The following is a 25561-nucleotide window of genomic DNA, read 5'->3' as shown; positions in this document are numbered from 1 at the left end:
GGTTTCCAGCGCTTGGCTAATATGCATAAAAAAGGCCTACAGAGTTCATTCTGTAGGCCTTTATATACCAACCACTGGATCGGTCAACCGATCTGAAAAGTTCTTAACTGATCGGCATTAAGCATGTTGCTGGCTTTTTTGTTGCTGTGCCATCTAAATAAAGGCTCTGCCTTGTCAGGCTATTAACCTGGCTGAAAGCGCCAAGCTAATAGTAAACTGCTCTTTTGGCCTTGCTGCATCTTCAATTGTTTCACTTCAACCGTGTGATATTGTTTTAATAAAGCGAGTAATGGCTTGTGGTGTTTTTGCTGTGAGACCAGAGTGGTAAACCAGCCAACTTGTTTAGCAAATAATGCGCTCTCTTTAATCATATTGCTAATAAAAGCCAGTTCGCCGCCATCACACCATAGCTCATTGTTATTCCCCGAAAAATTGCGACCTTGCTTGGCTTTACCGAGCTTTTGCCACTTTTGTTGGTTAACCGCTTGTGCTTCAGCCGCGGAACGATAGAAGGGTGGATTACACACCACTAAATCAACATACTCCTGCGCGTGGATAATACTTTGAAAAATCTGTGAAGGTTTGGCTTGTAAGCGCAAACTAATCATCCCTTTTAAGCGAGCGTTGGCGCTAATAATGGTGTTGGCGATGTTCAGAGCTTGCTGATCAATATCGCTGCCGACAACCTGCCAGCCGAAACTGCGTGTCGCTAAAATAGGGTAAATGCAATTCGCGCCACAACCAATATCCAGCATCCGTACTTGTTTACCCTGTGGTACTTGCCCCTGATGTTGCGGCAGTTGACTAAGCAAGTCGGCCGCATAATGTAAATAATCAGCACGGCCTGGGATCGGTGGGCAGAGGTAGCCTGAGGGTAATTGCCAAAAATCAATTTGGTAATAGCTTGCTAAGATGGCCGCATTGAGATGTTGTACCGCCTGACTGTCACTGAAATCTATGGTGGCAGCACCGGTTGGTGTGCGGGTTAAAAATGGCGTTAATGCAGGATATTTAGCACAGAGTGTTGGCAAATCATAACGGCCATGATGCGGATTTCTGGGGTGAAGTTTTGAAGGTTCGCTGGTCATAATCTTTAGTAGTAAGCACTTTGCGCTAAGTGTAATAGAATGCCGCTTGGGCTGCGAGTTAAACTCGCCACAATAAAGCACAAGCTTCGGCTAGCGGATAAAATATTACTCATTTAAAAGGAGCTTGCCATGGCGCAGAAATTTATCAGTTGTATCAGTTTATTAGTAACGGATTATGATGCGGCGATTCAATTTTACACGCAGTGTTTAGGTTTTAACTTATTAGAAGATACCCTGCTATCCGCCGATAAACGCTGGGTAAAAGTCGCCCCACCAGGCGCACAAACTGCGATCTTGCTGGCTAAAGCAAGTAATGCACAGCAACTTGCCTTGGTCGGCTGTCAAACCGCAGATCGGGTAGGCCTGTTTTTACAAACAGACCATTTTTGGCAAGACTACGAGAAAATGTGCCAGCAAGGCGTCGTGTTTTTGGAAGCGCCTCGTGAGGAAACGTATGCCACCGTCGTGGTGTTTCAAGATTTGTATGGTAATAAATGGGATTTACTGCAGTCTAAACAACCCGCCTAGCAACAGTATTAACCTTTAAAACCGTTCACAAACTCAGCATCTGGCATGGCTTGTTGCAGCCATTGCTGCAACGGTTGCATTTGTTCCAGCCGAAATTTGTATTGCACGCGAAGCTGGCCATTTAAGTCAAAATCGATAAAACCCAGTTTATCTTCTTGCCAGAGTGTGATGTGTTTAATGCTGCGAAGCGGGGCGCTGTCCATGCCGACACGCAGTTTTTGTTCCTGAACAGCAAAAAGCCTCAGGATGTCTTTGCTATAAATATACTCGTCAGCACTCAGCGGCTTAGTTTTGCTGAAAAAAAACAGCTCTAAGCTAAATAGTAAAGCCGTGAAAAACAAACTTTGATAACCAAATAACCAAAATAAAAGCGCAATACCCAGCAGTATTAGCGCTTTTGCAGCAATAGAGTCTTTAATCAGTGGCCAAAGCATAGATTACAGCTGAATAAGTTAACATATAGTTACCTTAAATAACCTTGCTAGGCTCGTCAAGCGAGACCGTCTGTTAGCGACACGATTAATTGCTTGCTGCTAATTCTGCTGTCTTAGCTTGTTGTACTAAGTTACGAACATCCTGAAGCAGTTGCTGTGCGTCATAGACAATGCCATCTTTAATGGTATAGCGCACACCTTTAGTGCGTTCTGCTTCATTATTGTTGTTTAAGCGATAATGCCCGGTGCCATACAGCACTTTAAAATTGGCTAATGGGTTTTCAGCTACAATGAACATATCGGCTTTTTTGCCCGGTACGATACTGCCAATGTCTTCGTCTAAACCCAGTGCAATAGCGCCATTAAGCGTTGCCGCTTGAATAACTTCCAGTGCATTAAAGCCGGCTTCACGTAACAGTTCTAACTCTTGAATAAAGCCAAAACCATAGATTTTATAGATATAACCGGCATCTGAACCGGTGGTAATACGACCACCATGGTTTTTAAAATCTTGTAGAAATTGCATCCACAACCGGTAATTTTCGCGCCAACGTACTTCATGCTCTGTAGTCCAATCAAACCAGTAGGAGCCATGTGCGTAACGGTTTGGCGTAAAGAAACGCGTTAGGGTCGGTAGGGTATACTCATTATGCCATTCAGCATTCCGCTGCGCGGAGGCATCACGGCTAGCTTCATAAATAGTTAAAGTGGGGTTAATAGTAAAATCGAGTTTAATAAGCTCATCTCGTACCGCAATCCATTTATCTGAGCCGGGTTTAGCTGCTTGCGCCCATAATTCACCGGCAGCCGCGAAGCGATCTTGTTCATTTTGATAGTTATAGTTTGTCGGATAGTTTTGAACGGTTTGTCCATCAAACAATGCTTCAGGCAAACCATACCAATGTTCCATCGAACCCAGCCCCATGCGGGCACTGTCGACGACATTGGTACGCATCACATTAAGTTGCGCATGATGCATCATGCTGCCAAGATGTTGTTTTTCAGCTTCATCTAAGGCTGCAGCCATAATGCTGGGCGTAGCACCAAAAAATTTAATACCTGCTGCTCCGGCTTTTTTGATGTCTTTAACCCATTTACGTGCCTGATCCGGATTAAATACCGGCTGCGCTAAACCTTGACCAAAGCCAACATAAGGCACGATCCTCGGCGCAACTATAGTATTCGCGGCAGCTGCTTTTACGTGCTTTAACGTCCATGCTAGGCCGTTAAAACTGCCAGGTTCTCTTACGGTGGTAATGCCATGCGCGAGCCAAAGCTTAAATACATATTCTGCAGGGATACCATTGGCTGAGCCGCCAATATGACCGTGCATATCAATAAAGCCAGGCAGGATATACATACCGCTGATATCCATTTCTTGATCGCCAGGTGCCGCTTGTGGTCGACTGGCAGGCAAGACGGGCACATCAGGATAACCGACAATACTCACTTGTTTAATCCGGTCTTGCTCGATAACGATATCGACAGGCCCTACCGGTGGCGCACCTTCACCACTAATTAAAATCCCACCTCGAAGAATTAACCGCTTATAAGGGCCATCACCTTGGTTGCCGCGCTCAGGCGCTGAGGGCGTGCGCTCAGTGGTTTGGGCGAAGGTAATCGGTGTTATTAAGGTAGCTAATATCAATAACGTGAAGGGAAGTCGCATAAAACGGACCATAACATTTCCAATAGTCATTTATTATGGTATCAGTGTGGATAAAGTTTCGACATGTCGCAAGCGATTACGTTAGCTCGTCGCTAGGATGCGTTAAAAGGTTTCTGAGTTTAACAGTGAGTGTTAATGAGCCCCTTTTTTGATTAAGTAACGGTAGGGAGTTTCGCTGGTGCTGTATTGCATTAACTCGTGATCCATAAAGCGACAAAAAGCGGGAATATCACGCGTACTGGCTGGATCGTCGGCGATAATCAACAAGGTTTCACCATTTTGCATTTTTCGGATCTGTAGTCTTACCATCATCACTGGCTCTGGGCAGCGTAGACCTAGGGCATCTAAGGTGTGATCGGCATGCTGAAATTCATCTGCCATTGATAACTCCAATAATATAAGACGCAAATTAACGACAAGCCATTAAAAAAGGCCGTATCAACGGCCTTATTCTAAGCGATTGTGTTACAAGCTGCCAGTTTAAGGCCGCTCAAACACCGTGGCAATGCCTTGGCCTAAACCAATACACATAGTCGCTAAACCAAATTTACCGCCTTTATCTTCCATTACATTTAGTAAGGTAGTGGCGATACGTGAGCCCGAACAACCTAATGGGTGACCTAGCGCAATGGCGCCACCATTAAGATTCACTTTTTGGTCGGCCACTTCAAGTAAGCCAAGATCTTTCATTACAGGCAAGGCTTGTGCAGCAAAGGCTTCGTTCAGTTCTGCATAGTCAATGTCGTTAATGGTTAAGCCAGCCATTTTTAACGCTTTCTTACTGGCCGGTACCGGACCATAACCCATGATGGACGGATCACAACCTGCGACACCCATACCGCGTACATAAGCTCGAATGGGTAAGCCTAAGGCTTTAGCTTTCTCTTCGCTCATCACTAACATGCCCGATGCACCGTCAGATAAGGCTGAAGACGTACCGGCCGTTACAGTGCCGTTCGCTGGGTCAAACACCGGGCGTAAAGCTGATAACGCTTCAACCGTGGTTTCAGGACGGATGACTTCATCATAATCCATTAGTTTTAACACGCCGTCGGCATCGTGGCCTTCAGTAGGAACAATTTCGTTTTTAAACCGGCCCTGCTCTGACGCTTCTTGCGCTAAGCGGTGTGAGCGAGCACCAAATTCATCTTGTTGCTGACGACTGATACCGTGCATTTTACCAAGCAGTTCTGCGGTTAAACCCATCATGCCTGCTGCTTTGGCAACAGATGTTGCTAAGCCTGGATGAAAATCAACACCGTGATTCATTGGCACATGACCCATGTGCTCCACACCACCAATTAAATAGACATCGCCCATACCCGTTTGAATAGCACGTACGGCATCATGCAAGGCTTGCATGGATGAACCACAAAGACGGTTAATGGTCACCGCGGGTACAGAATGCGGGATACCGGCTAATAACGAGGCGTTTCGAGCAATGTTAAAGCCTTGTTCTAGCGTTTGTTGCACACAACCCCAGATCACATCATCAATATCGGCAGCATCTAATGCGGGATTACGAGATAACAACGATGCCATAACATGTGCTGAAAGTTGTTCGGCACGTACGTTACGATACATGCCACCTTTAGAGCGACCCATCGGGGTGCGAATACAATCTACTATTACTGCGTTTTTCATTATGCTGTGCTCCTGCGCTTAAACCGGGAAGAAACGCTGGCCGTTGGCAGCCATGGCGCGCGTATGATCTGTAACCTGATAAATTTCACCTAAATGGGCATATTTATCGGCTAGGGCAACAAAGTTAGCTAAACCTAAGGTGTCGGCGTAACGCAGTGGACCACCGCGGAACGGAGGGAAACCTAAGCCATAAACAAGGCCCATATCGGCTTCAGCGGCACTGGCAACGATACCTTCTTCTAAGCAGCGAATGGTTTCGTTAATCATCGGCACCATAACGCGAGCAATAATCTCGTCAGCACTAAACTCGTGTTTCTCAGTCGTGAGTTCAGACAGTAAACCTCGGCTTGTTGCATCGATATCTTTCTTCGGTTTGCCCTTGGCGTCTTTACTGTAAGTATAGAAACCTACGCCATTTTTCTGGCCGTAACGTTTCGCGTTATACATCGCGGCTACCGGGTCTTTTGCCAGTTTCGCCATCCGAGTTGGGAAGCCATCCGCCATCACATCGGTACAGTGATAAGCGGTGTCTAAACCTACTACGTCCAGTAAATAGGCGGGGCCCATTGGCCAACCGAATTGTTTCTCCATCACTTTATCCACTTGCGCAAAATCTGCGCCATCCAGCACTAACTTACTGAAGCCAGCAAAGTAGGGGAACAGTACACGGTTAACGAAGAAGCCAGGACAGTCGTTTACAACAATGGGGGATTTCCCCATTTTGGCAGCATAAGCCACGACCGCAGCAACGGTTTCATCACTGGTATCTTTACCGCGGATGACTTCAACTAACGGCATTCTGTGTACGGGGTTAAAGAAATGCATACCGCAGAAGTTTTGCGGCCGACTTAGGTTTGCCGCTAACTGATTAATAGAAATAGTAGAGGTGTTCGAGGTTAAAATGGCATCGTCGCTTAATAAGGCTTCAGTTTCTTTTAACACCGCGCCTTTAATTTTTGGATTCTCGACAACCGCTTCGACAACGATATCCACGCCGGCCACTAAATCATTGCTTAACGTGGGAGTAATAGCCGAAATCACTTTAGCCATGCCGACGGCATCTAATTTTTTACGATCGACTTGTTTTGAGAGCAACTTGGTTGCTTCTGACATGCCTAAAGCGAGTGCGTTGTCGGCAATGTCTTTCATGACCACCGGTACACCTTTCAGTGCAGACTGATAAGCAATACCCCCGCCCATAATGCCCGCGCCTAATACAGCGGCTTTATTTACGGCTTTAGTCGCGGTCTTAGCGGCTTTTTTCGCTTTACTTTTAATGACTTGGTCATTTAAAAATAGCCCTATTTGCGCCGTCGCCGCGTCGGTCTTGGCTAATTTGGCAAAGCCCGCGTTTTCTAAAGCAACGGCACCTGCCCGATCTAACGTGCTAGCGGCTTCTATCGTTTGTACCGCCATCATCGGTGCCGGATAATGTTTACCCGCAGTGGCGAACACCATACCTTTGGCTGTATTAAAGCTCATGGTGGCTTCAATTTTATTCAGTTTTAGCGGCTGTAATTTTACAGCGCGTTTCTTCTGCCAGTTTAACTGACCCGCGATAGCGTCTTGCAGCATGCTTAAACCGGCTGCCGCTAATTTTTCAGGGGCAACAACGGCATCAATTAAGCCTTCTTTTTGGGCTTGCTCTGCACTGCGATCTTTACCGGTGGTGATCCACTCCATGGCATTGTCAGCGCCGATAATCCGCGGTAAACGAACGGTACCCCCAAAGCCAGGCATTAAACCGAGTTTAACTTCAGGTAAACCGATGCGTGTGGTCGTGTCAGCTACACGGTAGTCACAAGCGAGCGTCCATTCACAGCCGCCACCTAAGGCGAAACCTTTAATGGCCACTACGGTAGGAACAGGCAGGTCTTCACAAGCGTCAAACACATCAGAAGCTTGTTTAATCCACGGAACTAAATCGGCTTCAGGCCGTTCAAAAATAGGTAAAAACTCGGTAATGTCAGCACCGACCACAAAGTTATCTTTGCCACTAACAAAAAGAACACCTTTTAAAGCGGGATCCGCGTGCAGCTTACTTAGGGCTGCCTTACAATCAGTCAGCGTCTGTTGATCAAATTTGTTGACCGAACCTTGTGCGTTAAAGGTAAACTGGGCAATACCAGGTTGCACATACTCAACCTGAATGCTGTTACTCTGGTAAATCATAAAAATGCTCCTTGGTCGCGTTAGCTATATATCATTATTCGCAACTGGTACGATGAGGTTATCTGATCCAGTGTCTCGTGCTTTTAGAAAAATATCAATAGTTATTTAAACGGGTGTTTGAAATCGTGCTAAGCACAAACATACTAAACTATAGACAGTATTGACTGACTAAGTTTTCATCTGGAGTTGTACAGTGAAACGCCTGATCTTTATATTAAGTTGTACTTTTTTTTCTACAATGGCTGTCAGTAATGCTGAACAGATTGAACAGCAACGTGAGTTATTTGTGCAAGCCGAGCGCCAAGTTGGCTCCGCATCTCTTAGGCAAGTTGAAGCGTGGCTAGAAGAATTAAAAGATTATCCGTTACAACCCTATCTGCAACAACGCTACTTACAGCGGCGTTTGAATGCTCACACTGATATTGAAAGCTTTTTGCAGCAACATAAAGGCTCTCCGCTAGATTGGCCGTTGCGCCGGCCCTTTTTACAAAGCTTAGCGAAAGCAAAGCAATCTGAACGGTTTTTAACAAACTTTCCGGGTAGTTCAGACGCTGAGCTAAATTGCACGGCGTTGGAGCAGCGTTTGCGGATCAAGCCGGTTGATAAGCAGCAAGTCTGGCAGGAAGTACAAGCGTTATGGACCGTAGGGAAATCACAACCTAAAGACTGCGATGGCCTATTTAAACAATGGCGCCAGGTTAATCCGCTGCAAGCCGATACGGTGTTGCGGCGTATTCAATTGTCTGCAGAAGGCGGCGATGCGAGCTTAATTCGTTATTTAAAAACCTTGTTACCGGCTAATCAGCAATATTTAGCGGACATGTGGCTACAAGTGAGAAAGGACCCTAGTGTCATGACGAAAGGTCGCTTCTTTCCTGGTAAACATGTGGTTGAACGCGACATTTTGGCTTACGGTTTAAAACGCCTAATCTGGCGCTCACCCGATGAGGCCTTAAAAATGTGGCAGCGTTTTGTTAATGACCCTTATTTTACCGCTGCTCAGCGCGTTGATGTGCAGCGTCAATTTGCTATTGCCCTAGCCAGTAAAGGGGATAGTCGCGCCGATGAGTGGATGGGGCAGTTACCCCCCGAGTTATTGGATAGCAGCTTAGCACAATGGCAAGTGGGCCATGCGTTACGAGAGCTAAACTGGCCGAAAGTGCAAAAAGTCATTGAGCAGTTCCCTGCAGAGCTCGCGGCTGATATCAATTGGCGCTATTGGTTAGCTCGTGCTTTTGAAGAGCAGGGGCAGCAAGCAAAGGCCGATCCCATTTTCCGTGAGCTGGCTTTGCGTCGACACTTTTATGGCTTTATGTCGGCAGCTAAGTTGGGGCTGCCGCCGAGTTTAGCGCACACTCCGGTGCCGGTATCTGCTGAAGAGTTATTATTAGTGCAGCAACACCCTGCGGTGCAACGCGCCATTGAATGGCTGGCACTTGGCCGAATGACCGAAGCGCGACGGGAATGGAATTTCTTACAACGCTCAGTGACTGAATCGCAAAAGTTAGCCGCGGCTAAGCTAGCCGGTCAAATGGAGTGGCATGAACGCGCCATTTTTACGCTGGCGGATGCCGGTTATTGGGACGATGTAGAATTACGTTTTCCACTGGCTTATAAAGATGAAATTCAACGCTCGGCGAAAGGTGCAAAAGTAGATTCTGGTTGGGCTATGGCAATAGCCCGGCGCGAAAGCTCATTTATGGCTGATGCTAATTCTCCGGTGGGTGCGCGAGGTTTAATGCAAATTATGCCCGCTACCGCTAATGATATTGCAAAAAAACGCGTGCAAATAGCGCAACTCTATAACCCCACCACCAATATCGATTATGGTACGGACTATCTTAACTATTTGATGAAGCGTAACGATGGCAATTTAATTATGGCCACCGCGGCTTACAATGCGGGTTACAGTCGTGTTCGGCAATGGATCCCGAAAGACCACGCTTTGCCCGTTGATGTATGGGTAGAAACGATCCCTTATCGCGAAACGCGAGAGTATGTAAAAGCAGTGATGGCGTATTATCAGATTTACAATATTCGCTTAAATGAACCCATTGATGTGTTTCAACCGCTGGTTGCGATGCAGATTGGGGCGAAGAGTAAATGATGTTATTATCCAAAGCCCTTAACAGCAACCAGTAAGGTGTTTATGAACTCAACATATCAGCAACTTTACCCAGAGCATCTAGCAGAACTGCAGTTGCGTACCCGCAATGTGCTGGCTCGTGAGAATCTCGACGCGCTCGTTATTCATTCAGGTCAAGCAAAGCGCAAGTTCTTAGATGATATGGATTATCCGTTTAAAGCCAATCCACATTTTAAAGCGTGGTTACCGGTAGTCGATAATCCGCATTGCTGGTTAATAGTTGATGGTGTAAATAAACCCAAACTGATTTTTTATCGGCCAAAAGATTTTTGGCACAAAGTGCCTGACGCACCAAGTGATTTTTGGGCTGAGCACTTTGATATTCAGTTGCTTGAAAAAGCTAATATGGTTGAAAAGCTGTTGCCTTATGATAAAGCACGCGTGGCGTATTTAGGTGAGTATCTTGAAGTCGCTAAAGCCTTAGGCTTTACCCACATCAACCCTGAGCCCGTGATGAACTACCTGCATTTTTACCGGGCGTATAAAACCGCTTATGAGCATGCCTGTATGCGCAATGCCAACCGTATGGCCGTGACCGGGCATCGAGCGGCAGCCGCGGCCTTTTATGCCGGTGGCAGTGAGTTTGATATTCAGCTCGCTTACTTAGCGGCTGTCGGCCAAACTGAAAATGAAGTGCCTTATGGCAATATCATTGGTTTAAATGAACATGCCGCTATCTTGCACTACACTGCTTTAGAGCGGAAAAAACCTGCGCAGCATCATTCCTTTTTAATTGATGCGGGTGCCGAGTTTCATGGTTATGCGGCAGACATTACTCGTACCTACAGCTTCGATCCGAAAGATGAATTCTCTGCACTGATCCAAGCGGTGCAAAATGTGCATTTGCAGGTAGTAGATGCGATTAAACCGGGTAACAAATACACGGATTTACAGTTTTTAACTCATCGCTTGTTAGCACAAGTGCTGATCGATTTTGATTTTGTCCGCAGCAGTGTTGATACTATTGTGGATACCGGTATCAGTAGCACCTTTTTCCCGCACGGCGTGGGCCATCACCTCGGTTTGCAAGTGCATGATGTCGGTGGTTTTATGGCCGATGAACGTGGCACTCATGTGGCTTCACCAGAACAACATCCGTTCTTACGTTGTACACGGCTGATTGAACCGTCAATGGTATTTACTATTGAACCAGGCTTATACTTTATCGATAGTCTGTTAGCCGACTGGCAAGACAAAGCCGAGAATAAGCTGTTTAATTGGCAAAAAATTGATGCTTTCCGCCAGTTTGGTGGTATTCGTATCGAAGATAACATTATTGTGCACCGTGAGCGCAATGAGAATATGACTCGCGAGTTGCAACTGCCATAAGCGGTCGCTGAAAAGGACATTATGCAATATCGTTCGATTATCCGTATCTTGGGGATGCTGATTGCTATCTTCAGTATCACCATGGTGCCGCCGGCGATGGTGGCGTTCTGGTATAAAGATGGTGCGGGTTTACCCTTCATTTTGTCCTTTTTAATGTGTGTTGCCATCGGTTTTATTACCTGGTATCCGAATCGCAAATACCGTCGCGAACTTAAAGTACGTGACGGTTTTTTAATTGTGGTGTTGTTTTGGATTGTGCTCGGTGCGGTGGGCGGTATCCCGTTAGTTCTGGCTGAATATCCGAATTTGAATCTCGCTTCCGCGATGTTTGAAGCCTTTTCTGGCTTAACCACGACCGGCGCCACAGTGCTAACCGGCATTGAGTTGTTACCCAAGGCCATTCTTTATTATCGCCAGCAATTGCAATGGCTAGGCGGTATGGGGATTATCGTTTTAGCAGTGGCCATTTTGCCACTGCTCGGTGTGGGCGGGATGCAGTTGTTTCGTGCTGAAACCCCCGGGCCGGTTAAAGATAACAAAATGACACCGCGTATTGCTGATACCGCAAAGCACCTCTGGTATATCTATTTAGCCTTAACCATTACTTGTGCCTTAGCTTTTTATTTAGCCGGCATGTCGGCGTTCGACGCCATCTGTCACGCGTTTTCAACGGTCGCTATTGGTGGCTTTTCTACTTATGACGCCAGTATCGGGCACTTTAACAGTCCGTTGATCAATCTGATCTGTGTGTTCTTTTTGTTTATTAGCGCGGTAAATTTCACCCTACATTTTGCTGTCGTGCGCGGCAAAAATTTAAAAACCTATTTTGGCGATCCAGAATTTAATACCTTTTTTGGGATTCAAGTGGCCTTAATTGTCATTTGTTTCTTAGTGTTGCTGCACACCAGTGTCTATCCCGATAAGCTCACCGCACTAAATCATGCCGTATTTCAAGCTGTGTCTATCTCCACTACCGCCGGTTTTGCTACGGATGGCTTTTCAACCTGGCCATTGTTTTTGCCTATTTTGCTAATATTTTCAAGTTTTATTGGCGGCTGTGCCGGCTCGACCGGTGGCGGCATGAAAGTTGTGCGAGTGCTGTTGTTGTTTAAGCAGGGCGCGCGTGAGCTCAATCGCTTGGTGCATCCACGTGCGGTATATGCCATTAAGTTAGGTCGTCGCGCTGTAGAAGATCGTATTGTGCAAGCGGTATGGGGCTTCTTTGCGGCTTATGCGTTAGTGTTTGTGGTGATTATGCTGGCGTTGATTTTTACTGGCTTAGATAATATTACGGCGTTTTCAGCAACCGCGGCTTGTTTAAATAACCTGGGGCCGGGTCTGGGCGAAGTGGCCGCTCACTTCGGTAATATCCCCGATGCCAGTAAATGGATTTTGATTGTGGCTATGGTGTTCGGTCGCTTGGAGATTTTCACCTTGCTGGTGCTATTTACCCCTGCCTTTTGGAAAGACTAAGCTTAGGGTGTTAGATAAAAATCGCACTGACTTGGAACAGCTTTTCGACTTCCACAATGTGTTTTTTATCGACCATAAATAAGATAACGTGATCATCAGTATTGATGCGCGTATTATCATGGGCAATCATGACTTCATCGCCTCGGACGATGGCGCCGATAGTGGTGCCTGGCGGCAGTTTAATTTCGCCAATGGTTTTACCTACCACCTTGCTGGTGCTACTGTCACCATGCGCGATGGCTTCAATGGCTTCAGCCGCGCCACGGCGCAGTGAATACACATTGACAATGTCACCACGGCGAATATGCGTCAATAACGCTGAGATAGTGGCTTGTTGCGGCGACACCGCAATATCCACTTCGCCACCTTGCAATAAATCAACATAGGCACTGCGCTTAATTAGCACCATGGTCTTTTGTGCGCCCATGCGCTTTGCCAGCATGGCCGACATGATGTTGGCTTCGTCATCGTTCGTTACTGCAATAAAAACATCGATTTGCTCAATGTTTTCTTCTTCTAACAATTCAGGATCGGAAGCATCGCCGACATAGACAACAGTGTTATCTAAGCCACTGGATAAGAATTCAGCCCGCTCTTTACTACGCTCAATTAATTTTACACTATGGGTTTTTTCTAATGCGCGGGCTAAACCAAATCCGACGTTACCACCACCGGCAATCATGATCCGTCGATAGCTACGTTCTAACTTTTGCAGTTCGCTCATTACCGCGCGAATGTGTTTAGTGGCTGCGACAAAGAACACTTCATCGTCGGCTTCAATAATAGTGGTGCCCAGCGGCTTTATCGCATTACCACGGCGATAAATGGCGGCCACACGGGTTTCGATATGTGGCATGTGTTCTTTCAGCGCCGATAACGCATGGCCCACTAATAAGCCACCGTAATAGGCTTTCACCGCAACTAAACTGACTTTACCTTCAGCAAATTCAACGACCTGTAGTGCACCGGGGTAATCAATTAGCCGGCGAATATAATTGGTCACCAACGCTTCCGGCGCAATAAAGTGGTCAACGGGCATATCGTCTTTGTGGAACAGCTCATCGCGGTACTTTAAATACTGATTGGTGCGAATACGGGCAATTTTCAGCGGCGTATTAAACATGCTGTAGGCCACCTGACAGGCCACAATGTTAACTTCATCCGAGTTGGTCACGGCAACAACCATGTCGGCATCTTCGGCGCCGGCTTTGCGCAAAATATCAGGATGTGAGCCATGACCAAACACCACCTGCAGGTCAAAACGATCTTGCAATGAGCGCAGTTTATCCAGATTGGTATCAACAATCGTAATATCATTCTGTTCACCGACCAGATTTTCTGCCAGTGTTGCGCCAACTTGTCCTGCCCCTAGGATGATGATTTTCATAGTCTGTCTCAGTTCGGCGTTGCTTTGTGCAACAAGGCAAAGAAGAAGCCATCCATGTCGGCTGCACCCGGTAAGATTTGCCAACAAGCTTCGGTACCTGCCTGAGTGATAGGCACTAGGCTTGCATCGGCTTGGTGTGCCAAAAATTGCGTGATTTGTTGCTGGTTCTCAGCCGGTAACACACTACAGGTTGCATAAAGTAAGGTGCCGCCAGGTTTTAATAGCTGCCAAGCTTGTTGCAAAATGTCGGTTTGTAAGCTGGCTAAATTAGCGATATCGGCTTTTTTACGTAACCAGCGAATATCAGGATGGCGCCGGATCACACCGGTGGCTGAACAGGGTACATCTAATAAAATGCGATCAAATAGGTCACCTTGCCACCAGCGTGCAGTATCAAGCACATCGGCAGCAACGACGCGAGCCTCTAATTGTAGCCGTGCTAAGTTTGCATGCACGCGCTCTAGTCGTTTTTCATCACGATCCAGTGCGGTTAAATGCAGGTCAGTGGTCTGTTCCAAAATATGGCACGTTTTGCCACCGGGCGCGCAGCATGCATCCAGCACTTGCTCGCCGGGTTGTGCATTCAGTAATAAAGCGGCATGTTGCGCTGCGGCATCTTGCACAGAGAACCAGCCTTGCTGATAGCCCGGTAAGCTGGTGATATCGCAAGCCTGTTGTAGTTTGATCGCAACCGGTAAATAGCTAAAGGGTTGGGTATAAGCAATATCTTCAGCCGTTAGCGCAGCACAAAATTGCGTTGGGCTAATTTGTTGCTGATTAACGCGCAGCCATAACGGTGCTTTTTGTTGGTTGGCTACCAGGATATCAGACCAATCTGCGGGGTATGCTTGTTGCAAAGCGCTGATTAGCCAGCCGGGGTGGTTAAATTTCACGGCATCAGGCGCATGACTAAAATCAAATAGTGCCGGTTGACGTTGCACACTGCGTAATACCGCGTTAATCAGTTTTGTTAGGCTTTGGCCTTTTAAACTTCGTGCGGCTTCAACCGTTTCGCTGATGGCGGCATGATCAGGAATGCGCATAAACTTTAACTGATAAATGCCCACATACAATAAGAACTGCAACGGCCGCAGTTGTTTCACCAACGGTTTGCTCATCAGTTGTTGGCAAACGGTTTCCAGTTGCGGTAAGTAACGCATGACCCCAAAGCAAATTTCTTGTAGCAAAGCTTTGTCTGCCGGCAAATCTAATTTAAGTTGTGCCCGAGGTAAGGCGTCCGATAAAGACTTACCTTGGTCAATCACTTGATAACAGGTATCGGCGGCGAGTGCGCGAAGTTGGGCGCTCATAATTGCTGACCCACAGGTAACCAGTCACTGCGGCCATTTAGAAAATCAGCCGCTGACATAGGTTTTTTACCGGGGGGCTGCAGTTGCGTAATCACTAAAGACCCTTGCTGGCAGCTGATATAAATACCGGTTTTATCTGCCCTAATAACGGTGCCAATAGTTTGTTCGTCACTCGGTACAACATGTGCTTGCCAAACTTTGACCGCACCTTGGGGTAGCTCAAGATAGCTGACTGGCCAGGGGTTAAAAGCTCGCACTTCACGTTCTAGCGCATCGGCATTCTTATTAAAATCAAGACGGGCTTCTTCTTTGGATAGTTTTTGTGCATAACTGGCTGCAGCGTCTTGCTGGGCTTCGGCTTGTTGTTGCAACTGAGGTAGTTGTGTCAGTGCAGTGAGTAACGCTTGCGGCCCCAACTCTGCCAATTTGCCATACAAAGTGGCACTGGTGTCGGTTGAAGCAATTGAGATCGCGGCTTTACTGAGCATCGCCCCGGTGTCTAACCCTTCGTCCATTTGCATAATGGTGACGCCCGTTTGCTGATCGCCAGCCCAGAGCGCGCGTTGAATAGGTGCAGCGCCACGCCAGCGCGGTAACAACGAACCGTGCACATTGATACAACCCAAGCGCGGCGTGTCTAGTACTACCTTGGGTAAAATTAAGCCATAGGCAACGACAATCATCAAATCGGCGTCTAAGGCGGCTAATTCTTGCTGCGCAGCCGCTTTTTTGAGTGATTTCGGTTGATATACCGGGATCTGCTGGCGCTCAGCTAATTGTTTCACTGGGCTCGGTTGTAGTTTTTGACCACGGCCAGCCGGTCGGTCAGGCTGGGTGTAAACCGCCACAATCTGATGTTCGCTTGCTAACAACGCCTGCAAGTGGCAGGCGGCGAAATCCGGTGTACCGGCAAAAATAATTCGAAGAGGTTGGGTCACAGTTTTTCCTGTTTACAGCGCGTGGCGTTCAGCCAGTTTGGCTTCTTTTTCTAGCTTCTTTCGGATACGCTCGCGTTTTAAAGGCGACAGATAATCAATAAACAGCTTGCCAATTAAATGGTCTAGTTCATGCTGTAAACAAATGGCGAGTAGGCCATCGGCTTGCAGTTCGAAATTATTGCCATCAATATCCTGAGCTTTTAAGGTAATATTTTTGGCTCGCTTCACTGACGCGTAGTTTTGCGGCACAGATAAGCAGCCTTCTTCATAGCTGGTTTCGCCATCGTGTGCGATAATCTCAGGGTTAATAAACACCATGGGCTCACTGCGATCTTCCGAGTGATCTAACACGACGATGCGTAAATGCTGATTAACTTGGGTCGCCGCTAAGCCGATACCATTTTCATCATACATGGTGTCGAGCATATCGGTAACTAACTGCCGAATTTCCGGCGTAATAGTGGTGACCGGTTTGGCAATAGTGCGCAAACGATCGTCTGGGTAATGTAATACTTTTAAAACAGCCATAACACCTACAAAAATATGCTTTAATTAAATCACTGTGGTATGTTTTAATTTTAGCCATTATTGCGCTGCAATAACAGCTTAGTATGTAATAATTACAAAACAGTATAGTTTTAAAGGAAGCTGGCATGCTGAAAAAAATAACACTGATAATAGCGGCCTCAATATGTTGGTTTTCAGCTAGTGTGTTAGCAGATGTATTAAAGTTGCGCGACAACGCACCGATGACCTACGTGGTTAAAGCGGGGGACACGTTATGGGATATTTCTGGTTTATATCTCAATGAGCCTTGGTTGTGGCCGCAATTATGGCAAATGAACCCACAAGTTGATAACCCACACTTAATTTATCCTGGTGATATTTTAACGTTAACTTTTGATAGTGAAGGTCGCCCGGTATTGGCCGTGAATAAGCGGGCGGTGCGTTTAACACCACAAACCCGTACTACGCATAAAAATCCGGATGCGATAGCCACCTTACCCTTGGGTATCATACGTCCTTTTTTAACCTATGATCAGGCCTTATCACAAGCTGAGATCGATGCTTTACCTTACATCTTAGGGAGCAATCGTGCCTCTAAAAGTGCCGCTGAAACACAGACGTTATATGTGAATAATGAGCTACTGCAAGGTGCAGCTTATGCAGTATATCGTCAAGGCCGGGCTTATGTTGATCCGGATACCGGTGAAACACTGGGTCATGAAACACGCTTAATTGCCACCACCCGAGTTATTCGGAGCGGCAGTGCAGCGACAGAAAGTAGCGCTTTCGAGCCCGCCGCTATGCAGGTACTGAATATTACCCGTGAAATTCGCCAAGGCGACAAGGTGATCCCGGCCTACGAATCGCAATCTTTGCCGGTACACTTTTTGATGACGCAGCCAAGTACACCGATCGAAGGTCGCATTATTGCCGCGTCGTCTGATTTACGTGAAATGGCTAAAATGGATGTGGTTATTCTTAACCGCGGTGAGCAGGAATTAAAAGCCGGTCACATGCTGGGTATTTATCGGCAATCACCGACCGTGGTTGACGGTCGCAATGGCCCTGTTTACCTTGAAGATGCGACCAAGCTGCAAAAACTGATGCGTGATGTTGGTGGTGAAGCCATTGAAATGCCGAAAGAGAAAGTCGGTGAAATGATGGTCTTTAAAACCGCAGAAAAAGTCAGCTTTGCAATTGTCACGCAAACCATTGCTCCGGTTCGCGTTGGAGATAGTATCGGCAACCTATAAGGTAAACTGTCGGGAGCTATGATGTTATGGAAGCATTACATACATGGCTTGCGTTAGCGAGTGTGCATGGTTTAGACGGCCAGCGCTGTCGCCAGCTAAACGAGCATATTGGTTTGGCAGAGTTATTGGCTTTGCCGGCCAGCACCTTACAACAGCTGGGCCTGACTAAAAAGCAGGCCCAATTGCTTTGTTATGAGAGCGCGTCTTGGGTTGAGCAAGCGCTGAGCTGGCAGGCCGAAACGGCTGATCAGCATATTATTGCTTTTGACCATCCGTTTTATCCTCCGTTATTAAAAGAAATTCCACATCCACCTGCCGTATTATTTGTTAAAGGCCAAGTAGAGTTATTATCGTCGGCACAAATTGCCATGGTAGGCAGTCGTGCGCCTACCCCTACCGGCAGAGCGGTTGCTCGACAACTGGCTGCTGAGTTAACTGAACAAGGTATGGTCATCACTTCAGGGATGGCGAAAGGGATCGACAGTGAAAGTCATTTAGGTGCTTTAAACGCTGGTGGGAAAACAGTAGCCGTATTAGGGCATGGGCTGCGACAAGTTTATCCTAGTTGTAATCGTCATTTAGCTACACGTATTGTGCAAGCGGGTGCTCTTGTTTCTGAATATTTTCCAGATGTGCGTGCCCGAGCTGAGTTTTTCCCGCAACGAAATCGCATTGTTGTTGGTCTAAGTACGGGTACTGTTGTTGTTGAAGCCGCATTAAAGAGTGGTTCGTTAATTAGTGCGAATCTTGCTGCGGATTATAATCGTGAAGTGTTTGCTGTACCGGGCAGTTTTCATAATGCGCAAGCTGCAGGCTGTCATTACCTGATCCAACAAGGCGCTAAACTTGTCAGTTGTGTGGCCGATATACTAGAAGAGCGAACGGTTTTTGCTGATAACGGTTTAGCTGCTGTCCCAGAAATAAATGTCACGCTAGACTTGTGCAGTCAGCAGTTGTTCGATAACGTAGGAGATAGTCCCATACCAGCCGATGTGCTGGCAGAGCGGGCCAACATGTCAGTGGCAGACGTATCCATTACCTTACTTGAGCTTGAATTAGCCGGTAAGGTTGCAGTAGTTCCCGGTGGTTACATTAGATTGAGGAGTACCTGATTATGTTTGATATCCTCGTTTATCTGTTTGAAAATTATATACATAACGAAGCTGATATTTATGTAAATCATGCCGATCTGACCAAAGAGCTCAGTAAAGCCGGGTTTCATGATGATGATATATTTCGTGCCTTAAAATGGTTAGATCGATTATCTGCCTTGCAAGAGAATCAAACTAAACCTTATCTTTCCAAAGTAGCGAGCAACTCGACGCGGATTTTTACTGCAGATGAGTATCGGAAAATTGATACCCCAGGCCAAGGTTTCTTGATGTTTCTTGAGCAAGTTAACGTGCTGGATGCCACAACCCGCGAAATGGTAATTGATCGGGTTATGGACTTAGACAGTGCTAGTATCAGTTTGGATGATCTTAAGTGGGTTGTCTTAATGGTGCTGTTTAATGTACCTGGTCGAGAAAGTGCGTATGCCCAAATGGAAGATTTAATTTTTGACGAAGTTGATGGGCCGCTACACTAGCGCGTAGAATGCACATTAATGCTGGCGAGTGGTTCGTCAGCATTATTCAACTTAGGCTGTTATGACCGATCCTTCACCGTTATTTTCTTTACCGCAACAAACCGAACACTGCCCACTGTGCCAACAACCCTTACAGATCCGCTCAGGTAAAAATGGGGCTTTTTTAGGTTGCACGGGTTACCCAAGCTGCCATTATATTAAAGCATTACATCAGCATGAAACCAGCGTAGTTAAGGTACTAGAGCAAGAACATTGTCCAGAATGTTCAAGTGCTTTGGCGGTGAAAAATGGTCGTTATGGTATGTTTATAGGCTGCACTAATTATCCTGCGTGTCATTTTATTGTCCATGAAGAACCGGTGACTACTGAGCAGTCAAATGTCAGTTGTCCTAAATGTCAGCAGGGGAGTTTAACCGAGCGGTTAAGTAAGTTTGGTAAAACCTTTTGGGGTTGTGATCGATATCCACAATGCAAGTTTATTGTTAACGACCAGCCAGTGGTTGGGATCTGTCAATACTGTGCCTTTCCATTATTATTGCAGAAGAAGTCGGGGCAGGTCTGTGCCAGCAAAGCTTGCCAACAGAAACAAACTGCCCCGGATCCTAGCTTGGACTAAAGTTGATGTAACATCTGCTCTAGTTCAGGAAAAGCACTTGCCGGTAATTGATCAATCAATTTAGCAAATTGGGCTTTAAGTTCGGCGGTACTGTTGGCCGATAAATTGATATGACCCATCTTCCGACCCGCACGTTTAGTTTTGCCATACCAATGCAAACCCAGCGCAGGAATATTCAAAATTGCGCTGGGCACTTCATCTTCACCCAAGATATTGACCATCAGCGTTGGCCGCACCAAGGCGGTACTGCCTAACGGCAAACCACAGACTGCACGTAAATGATTGGCAAACTGACAGCAATCAGCACCTTGCTGTGTCCAGTGCCCCGAGTTGTGCACGCGTGGGGCGATTTCGTTCACCAGCAATTGGCCAGCCACATCAAAGAACTCAATTGCTAATACACCAACGTAATCGAGTTGTTCGGCAACGGCAGCAAACATCTGTTCGGCTTGGTGTTGCAGTGCGTGATCCACTGGACGTGCTAACGACACACTGAGTACACCGTTAACATGATGGTTTTCAGTCAGTGGATAAACTTTCACTTCACCTGTTCTACTGCGAGCACCGACCAGCGATACTTCACGTTGAAAGCCAATGAATTGTTCCGCAACGATAGCTTGGCTGCTATCTGCCGCTAAAAAATCGGCCATTTGCTGCCATACGGTGGCAGTTTGCGCGGCCTCTTTTAAACGCCATTGGCCTTTGCCATCATAGCCCGCCAAGGCGCTTTTAAAGATAAGCGGTAAGCCTAAGCGACTCACCGCCTGTTCAAAATCGGCCTGGTTGTTGATCACCTGATAAGCGGCATTGGCAACACCAGTGCTGGCCAGTAAAGCTTTCTCTACCCGACGATCCCCTCCCGCATGAATAGCGCTGGCGCCCGGTAAAAATTTACCACTAGCTTGGCATTGCTCTAAGATAGCCAAGGGAATATGTTCAAACTCAGCAGTCACCACATCAGCAGCTTCAAGTGCTTGCGCTAAGCCGCTGCCTAATTGTTGCTGGGTTAACGGGTGCACTAGTGTGTCTGTATTGACATCATAGGCACTGATGGTGATGTTTAACGGTGCTCCAGCAAGCGCCATCATCCGTGCCAATTGGCCGGCACCTAACACTAATACTTTCATAGTGCGACCTGTGATGGATCCGGTTGGCTTAATACCGACTCGGTTTGAGCCGCGCGGAAAGTATCAATTTGGGCCAATAAACTGGCATCGCTGGTGGCTAAAATTTGCGCGGCTAACAAACCTGCATTGGCAGCACCCGCATCACCAATCGCCAGTGTGCCTACAGCAACACCTTTTGGCATTTGTACAATAGACAATAAAGAGTCGATACCCTTTAAAGCTTTTGACTGCACAGGAACACCTAAAACCGGCAAACTGGTAAAAGCGGCGGCCATACCCGGTAAGTGCGCAGCACCACCAGCACCGGCAATGATCACTTTCAAACCCCGTGCAGCCGCGCCAGTGGCGTAATCAGCCAGTAATTGTGGGGTGCGATGAGCCGAAACCACCTTGGTCTCATAGGCAATGCCAAAACGGTCAAGCATATCTGCCGCATGTTTCATGGTAGGCCAATCTGACGTTGAACCCATGATAATACCAACCTGCATAGTGGTTTCCTTGTGAACTTGATGAAGTCGAAGTTTGAAACGGTTATTATACCGCCCATCGTGTTACGAATAAAATGTTTAGTGGCTAGGTCGTCTGTCTGCGGCATGAATTAGGTGAAAAATGGCAACAATTGATACTGCAGTAGAACAATTAATGGCAGGTGAGGTGATTGCATACCCTACCGAGGCGGTTTATGGCCTTGGATGTGATCCAGATAATGAAGAGGCGGTGTTAAAACTGCTCGCTATTAAGCAGCGTCCCGTTGCAAAGGGCTTGATCCTGATTGCCGCGAACTACTCCCAGTTACTGCCTTACATCCACGACAACGCTATTCCGATAGAGCGGCGTTTTCAAATATTTTCATGTTGGCCAGGTCATATGAGTTGGGTTCTTCCCGCCAGTGCTAAGGCGCCGCGTTGGATAACAGGCAATTTTAATAGTATTGCGGTGCGTGTCAGTGCACATCCGGTAGTACAACAGTTATGTCAGGCGTATGGTAAACCTATTGTTTCCACCAGCGCTAATCTTGCAGGCGAAGCAGCCATTAATGATTATCAGCAATTATTAGCCAGTATTGGCTTACAAGTCGCTGCGGTGGTTGATGGGCCTTTAGGGGGGGCGACCCAACCTAGCCAAATACGTGATGCCATGACCGGCGAAATCATCAGGAGTTAATATGCCTCATCATTCTGAGCAACTTGCTCAAGTACAAGCCTTTTTAATGGCGTTACAAGATCAACTGTGCCAGCAACTTGCTGAGGCCGATGGTGGCGCGCAATTTGTTGAAGATGCTTGGCAGCGACCAGAAGGCGGTGGTGGTCGCAGTCGGGTATTAACGGGTGGTCAAGTCTTTGAGCAAGCAGGTGTAAATTATTCACATGTGTTTGGTGCACAGATGCCTGCCTCTGCGACTGCGCATCGCCCTGAGTTAGCGGGGCGCAACTTTAATGCTTGCGGTGTATCTTTGGTGTTGCATCCTAACAATCCTTATGTGCCGACTACGCATGCCAATGTCCGGTTTTTTATTGCAGAAAAAGAAGGCGAGGAACCGGTATGGTGGTTTGGCGGCGGGTTTGATTTAACGCCTTACTATCCATTTGAAGAAGATGTTGTTCATTGGCATCAAACAGCGAAGGATGCTGTCGATCCTTTTGGTGCTGATTATTACCCTGCTTATAAGAAGTGGTGTGATGATTACTTCTATTTAAAACATCGTGGCGAAACCCGCGGCGTGGGTGGCTTATTTTTTGATGATTTAAATGTTTTAGGTTTTGAGCAAAGCTTTGCATTAATGCGTGCGGTAGGAGAAGCCTTTATCCCGGCTTATCTGCCCATTGTGGCTAAACGTAAAGCCTTGCCATATGCCGAGCGTGAGCGCCAATTTCAACTCTATCGGCGTGGCCGCTATGTAGAGTTTAATTTGGTTTATGATCGCGGCACTTTATTTGGTTTGCAAAGTGGCGGGCGTACCGAGTCAATCTTAATGTCGATGCCGCCTTTAGTTCGTTGGCAGTATGCTTATCAACCTGAAGCGGCTAGCCCAGAAGCGTTGTTGTATGAGCGTTATTTAAAGCCGCAAGATTGGTTGGGTTTGTTAGCTGCTCACTAGCAGTTGATCATATGTGACGCCAGTTGACCAATCGACTGGCGGATCCCTTCGCGTAACACTTTATCGCTGACCACTTCATTTAATGCCTGATTCATACAAAACATCCATTCTTCACGCATTTGCTCATTAACTTCAAAGGGTAAATGCCTGGCACGCAGCCGAGGGTGCCCATATTTTTGTTCGAATAAAGCTGGGCCGCCTAACCAACCAGACAAAAACTCAAAAAACTTCTGCCGAATACCATCTAAAGGTAAAGGATGCATGGCATAGAGGGCTTTCGCTTCAGGTGCCGTTTCCATAATGTCGTAAAAACGGTTGGCCAAGTGACGCACTGCCGCTTCGCCGCCCATTAATTGATATGGTGTTTGCGTAGGAGTGGGATGCGTATTGCTATTTGTGTTACTTTTATTAAAAATTATCTGTATTAACTTCTTAAAAGGCATCATTGTGGACCGTTACGCAGTATTTGGTAATCCAATAGGGCACTCTAAGTCCCCTTTTATTCACCAGCAATTTGCATTGCAAACGGCTGAACCCATAAGTTATGAGGCTATTCTAGCACCGGTAGAGGGTTTTGCCGACAGCTGGCAGCACTTCATCAATGCCGGTGGCAAGGGCGCAAATGTCACTATGCCGTTTAAAGAGCAAGCGTTTGCCTTAGCGCAAGTGCGTTCAGAGGGGGCGTTACAAGCGGGGGCGGTAAACACCTTATATTTTAACGATGCTGGCCAAATTGTTGGGGATAATACGGATGGTGTGGGCCTACTGCATGACTTGCAGCGATTAGGCGTGGCATTAGCGGAAGCTAAAGTGTTAATCATCGGCGCGGGCGGCGCAACTCGCGGCATAGTGGGGCCTTTATTAAAAGCAGGCGTAGGGCAAATTGTTATTGCTAATCGTACCCAAGCCAAAGCTGAAGCAATTACGGCAAATTTTAATGCCAAGGTAAGTGCAGCAGCGTTAACCAATATACCGATGTTACCTTATCAATTAATTATTAATGCAACTTCATCAGGTTTAACTGGGCAGCGACCTGAATTTAACAGCGTGCATTTAGCGCATTGTCAATTAGCTTATGACATGTTGTACGGTGCTTCACCCACTGCTTTTCTGGTATGGTGCCAGCAACAAGGTGTGCAAAATACTGCAGATGGTTTAGGCATGTTAGTGGGGCAAGCGGCCGCCGCGTTCGCTTTATTCCGTGGCAAGCAACCGGATATGGCGCCAGTACTGGCGCAGTTAAAGGCACAATTAGCGTTATGAACCAGCAATTAATTTTTAATAACGACTTTCACTATGCAGCGCCCAAACAAGCCATAGCCTTTAGTTGCTTAGTAAGTGGTTTAAAAGTGCAGTGTTATATCGCTATACCGGCAAAGCAAGATGCACAAGACTTCCTCTCCCAAGTAATCGCTGATGCGTTTACTTGGGAAGATCTGACTGAAACCGCTATTGCCGAAGATACCTATATAGAAAGTGGTGAAATTTGGCTTTAACCTTCCGCCAAATACTCATTCTTTAATTGGACATAATTTAAAGCCGACTCGGTTAGAAAGCTTTTCTCATGATCATTTAATGGCCGAGCCGCTTTAGCGGGGCTACCCACGTATAAATAGCCGCTTTGTAGTGTTTTACCTGGCGGCACTAAACTTCCCGCCCCGATAATCACATCATCTTCTACCATCACATCATCCATAACAATGGCACCCATGCCAACAAGTATGCGGTTGCCTAGGGTGCAACCATGTAGCATGACTTTATGTCCCACCGTGACATCTTCACCAATAATCAAGGGTGAGCCAGCGGGCTTACCTTTGCTTGGGCGTGATAAATGTAAAACGGAGCCATCTTGAATATTGCTTCTAGCACCAATCTTAATGAAGTTAACATCGCCCCTTGCCGCAACTAATGGCCAGATACTGACATCCTTAGCTAATTCAATATCGCCGACTAAAACACTCGATGCGTCTACATAAACGCCTTCAGCTAGTTTCGGTGCAATACCTTTATATGTTCTTAAAGTCATAAAACCCTCCTGTGAAGACTTATTATGCAGTAAATGTTGTAAAAATCTGCATTTCGTTGAAATTTTCTGCTAACGATCGAAAATGACAAAGTTTTTTAATTATAACGCTTGCAGGATATTTAAAAGGTCCTATAATGCGCGCCATGCCACGGGGGATGCGGCGAACGAGAGTTCAGCGAAACCTGAGGTGATAAAGCGAAGTTGCAAAAATCTTTAAAAAAGACGCTT

26 protein-coding genes are annotated in these 25561 nt (G+C 46.7%); 12 read left to right on the top strand and 14 right to left on the bottom strand.

The genetic code is table 11. The features are described from left to right. Window positions 1–182: 182 nt before the first annotated feature. Window positions 183–1088, bottom strand: coding sequence for a 23S rRNA (adenine(1618)-N(6))-methyltransferase RlmF (rlmF, locus tag LMJ53_RS16485; protein ID WP_229588433.1), 906 nt, complete (start codon window positions 1086–1088; stop codon window positions 183–185). A gap of 129 nt (window positions 1089–1217) precedes the next feature. On the opposite strand from rlmF, the gene LMJ53_RS16480 reads away from it, so the two are divergent. After that, window positions 1218–1616: a VOC family protein gene (locus LMJ53_RS16480; RefSeq protein WP_229588431.1), complete on the top strand. Its 399-nt coding sequence runs from the start codon at window positions 1218–1220 to the stop codon at window positions 1614–1616. An 8-nt stretch (window positions 1617–1624) separates the two neighbouring features. Here the strand turns inward: LMJ53_RS16480 and LMJ53_RS16475 are convergent, their stop codons facing one another. The 5 genes from LMJ53_RS16475 to fadB form a co-directional block, all read right to left on the bottom strand. Next, window positions 1625–2050 (bottom strand): hypothetical protein, encoded by a 426-nt coding sequence (locus LMJ53_RS16475; protein ID WP_229588429.1) that lies wholly within the window; start codon window positions 2048–2050, stop codon window positions 1625–1627. Window positions 2051–2135: 85 nt separating this feature from the next. Beyond that, window positions 2136–3719, bottom strand: a complete 1584-nt coding sequence (locus LMJ53_RS16470; protein ID WP_229588427.1) for an amidohydrolase family protein — start codon at window positions 3717–3719, stop codon at window positions 2136–2138. 132 nt (window positions 3720–3851) lie between these two features. Beyond that, a complete protein-coding gene (gene tusA / locus LMJ53_RS16465; RefSeq protein WP_229588425.1) occupies window positions 3852–4100 on the bottom strand; it encodes a sulfurtransferase TusA in 249 nt (82 codons plus the stop codon). Between the two features lie 99 nt (window positions 4101–4199). Then, window positions 4200–5363: an acetyl-CoA C-acyltransferase FadA gene (gene fadA / locus LMJ53_RS16460; protein WP_226750690.1), complete on the bottom strand. Its 1164-nt coding sequence runs from the start codon at window positions 5361–5363 to the stop codon at window positions 4200–4202. A gap of 18 nt (window positions 5364–5381) precedes the next feature. Then, window positions 5382–7535 (bottom strand): fatty acid oxidation complex subunit alpha FadB, encoded by a 2154-nt coding sequence (gene fadB / locus LMJ53_RS16455; RefSeq protein ID WP_229588423.1) that lies wholly within the window; start codon window positions 7533–7535, stop codon window positions 5382–5384. 193 nt (window positions 7536–7728) lie between these two features. Here fadB and LMJ53_RS16450 point away from each other — a divergent pair, with 193 nt between their 5' ends. From LMJ53_RS16450 to LMJ53_RS16440, 3 genes are read left to right on the top strand one after another with little or no spacing between them, the layout of a single operon-like run. Further along, window positions 7729–9642: a transglycosylase SLT domain-containing protein gene (locus LMJ53_RS16450; protein ID WP_229588421.1), complete on the top strand. Its 1914-nt coding sequence runs from the start codon at window positions 7729–7731 to the stop codon at window positions 9640–9642. Between the two features lie 42 nt (window positions 9643–9684). Then, a complete protein-coding gene (pepQ, locus tag LMJ53_RS16445) occupies window positions 9685–11010 on the top strand; it encodes a Xaa-Pro dipeptidase (RefSeq protein ID WP_229588419.1) in 1326 nt (441 codons plus the stop codon). A gap of 18 nt (window positions 11011–11028) precedes the next feature. Next, on the top strand, window positions 11029–12483 hold the full coding sequence (locus LMJ53_RS16440; protein ID WP_420778864.1) for a TrkH family potassium uptake protein: 1455 nt from the start codon (window positions 11029–11031) through the stop codon (window positions 12481–12483). Between the two features lie 10 nt (window positions 12484–12493). On the opposite strand, the gene trkA is transcribed toward LMJ53_RS16440, so the two are convergent. From trkA to def, 4 genes are read right to left on the bottom strand one after another with little or no spacing between them, the layout of a single operon-like run. Then, on the bottom strand, window positions 12494–13870 hold the full coding sequence (gene trkA, locus LMJ53_RS16435; protein WP_226750695.1) for a Trk system potassium transporter TrkA: 1377 nt from the start codon (window positions 13868–13870) through the stop codon (window positions 12494–12496). 8 nt (window positions 13871–13878) lie between these two features. Next, window positions 13879–15180 carry a 16S rRNA (cytosine(967)-C(5))-methyltransferase RsmB gene (gene rsmB, locus LMJ53_RS16430; RefSeq protein WP_229588416.1) on the bottom strand — a complete coding sequence of 434 codons (1302 nt, stop codon included), beginning with the start codon at window positions 15178–15180 and terminating at the stop codon, window positions 13879–13881. Next, complete coding sequence (gene fmt, locus LMJ53_RS16425; protein ID WP_229588414.1) at window positions 15177–16118, bottom strand: methionyl-tRNA formyltransferase; 942 nt, start codon at window positions 16116–16118, stop codon at window positions 15177–15179. Before fmt ends, rsmB begins: the two co-directional genes overlap by 4 nt. A gap of 12 nt (window positions 16119–16130) precedes the next feature. After that, complete coding sequence (gene def, locus LMJ53_RS16420) at window positions 16131–16646, bottom strand: peptide deformylase (RefSeq protein WP_229588412.1); 516 nt, start codon at window positions 16644–16646, stop codon at window positions 16131–16133. 125 nt (window positions 16647–16771) lie between these two features. Between def and LMJ53_RS16415 the strand changes: the two genes are divergently transcribed. The 4 genes from LMJ53_RS16415 (at window position 16772) to LMJ53_RS16400 (ending at window position 20082) form a co-directional block, all read left to right on the top strand. Continuing rightward, window positions 16772–17878 (top strand): LysM peptidoglycan-binding domain-containing protein, encoded by a 1107-nt coding sequence (locus LMJ53_RS16415; RefSeq protein WP_229588410.1) that lies wholly within the window; start codon window positions 16772–16774, stop codon window positions 17876–17878. Between the two features lie 26 nt (window positions 17879–17904). Beyond that, window positions 17905–18990 (top strand): DNA-processing protein DprA, encoded by a 1086-nt coding sequence (dprA, locus tag LMJ53_RS16410; protein WP_229588408.1) that lies wholly within the window; start codon window positions 17905–17907, stop codon window positions 18988–18990. Window positions 18991–18992: 2 nt separating this feature from the next. Next, window positions 18993–19466: a DUF494 family protein gene (locus tag LMJ53_RS16405; protein WP_229588406.1), complete on the top strand. Its 474-nt coding sequence runs from the start codon at window positions 18993–18995 to the stop codon at window positions 19464–19466. Between the two features lie 61 nt (window positions 19467–19527). Next, a complete protein-coding gene (locus LMJ53_RS16400; protein WP_229588404.1) occupies window positions 19528–20082 on the top strand; it encodes a type I DNA topoisomerase in 555 nt (184 codons plus the stop codon). On the opposite strand, the gene LMJ53_RS16395 is transcribed toward LMJ53_RS16400, so the two are convergent. Together LMJ53_RS16395 and purE are read right to left on the bottom strand one after the other, a co-directional pair. Beyond that, on the bottom strand, window positions 20079–21209 hold the full coding sequence (locus LMJ53_RS16395) for a 5-(carboxyamino)imidazole ribonucleotide synthase (RefSeq protein WP_229588402.1): 1131 nt from the start codon (window positions 21207–21209) through the stop codon (window positions 20079–20081). The genes LMJ53_RS16400 and LMJ53_RS16395 overlap by 4 nt on opposite strands. Continuing rightward, window positions 21206–21697, bottom strand: coding sequence for a 5-(carboxyamino)imidazole ribonucleotide mutase (purE, locus tag LMJ53_RS16390; RefSeq protein WP_226750704.1), 492 nt, complete (start codon window positions 21695–21697; stop codon window positions 21206–21208). Before purE ends, LMJ53_RS16395 begins: the two co-directional genes overlap by 4 nt. 121 nt (window positions 21698–21818) lie before the next feature. Between purE and LMJ53_RS16385 the strand changes: the two genes are divergently transcribed. Both LMJ53_RS16385 and hemF read left to right on the top strand, forming a co-directional pair. Continuing rightward, window positions 21819–22373: an L-threonylcarbamoyladenylate synthase gene (locus LMJ53_RS16385; protein ID WP_229588400.1), complete on the top strand. Its 555-nt coding sequence runs from the start codon at window positions 21819–21821 to the stop codon at window positions 22371–22373. Between the two features lies 1 nt (window position 22374). Next, the gene (hemF, locus tag LMJ53_RS16380; RefSeq protein WP_229588398.1) at window positions 22375–23307 is read left to right on the top strand and encodes an oxygen-dependent coproporphyrinogen oxidase; all 933 of its coding nucleotides are present in this window, start codon (window positions 22375–22377) and stop codon (window positions 23305–23307) included. On the opposite strand, the gene LMJ53_RS16375 is transcribed toward hemF, so the two are convergent. Next, window positions 23304–23753 (bottom strand): group II truncated hemoglobin, encoded by a 450-nt coding sequence (locus tag LMJ53_RS16375; RefSeq protein WP_229588396.1) that lies wholly within the window; start codon window positions 23751–23753, stop codon window positions 23304–23306. The genes hemF and LMJ53_RS16375 overlap by 4 nt on opposite strands. A 1-nt stretch (window position 23754) precedes the next feature. Here LMJ53_RS16375 and aroE point away from each other — a divergent pair, with 1 nt between their 5' ends. Then, window positions 23755–24570: a shikimate dehydrogenase gene (gene aroE / locus LMJ53_RS16370; RefSeq protein ID WP_229588395.1), complete on the top strand. Its 816-nt coding sequence runs from the start codon at window positions 23755–23757 to the stop codon at window positions 24568–24570. Continuing rightward, window positions 24567–24803, top strand: a complete 237-nt coding sequence (locus LMJ53_RS16365; RefSeq protein ID WP_229588393.1) for a DUF1488 family protein — start codon at window positions 24567–24569, stop codon at window positions 24801–24803. Before aroE ends, LMJ53_RS16365 begins: the two co-directional genes overlap by 4 nt. Here the strand turns inward: LMJ53_RS16365 and LMJ53_RS16360 are convergent. After that, window positions 24800–25333, bottom strand: coding sequence for a gamma carbonic anhydrase family protein (locus LMJ53_RS16360; RefSeq protein ID WP_226750710.1), 534 nt, complete (start codon window positions 25331–25333; stop codon window positions 24800–24802). The two genes, LMJ53_RS16365 and LMJ53_RS16360, sit on opposite strands and share 4 nt — an antisense overlap. Window positions 25334–25561 lie beyond the last annotated feature (228 nt).

Origin of the sequence: Rheinheimera sp. UJ51, from assembly GCF_020819615.1 — a bacterium.
GTDB lineage: Bacteria > Pseudomonadota > Gammaproteobacteria > Enterobacterales > Alteromonadaceae > Alishewanella > Alishewanella maricola.
Note: the sequence above shows the minus strand (reverse complement) of the source record. Positions and strands in the feature narration are given on the sequence as shown.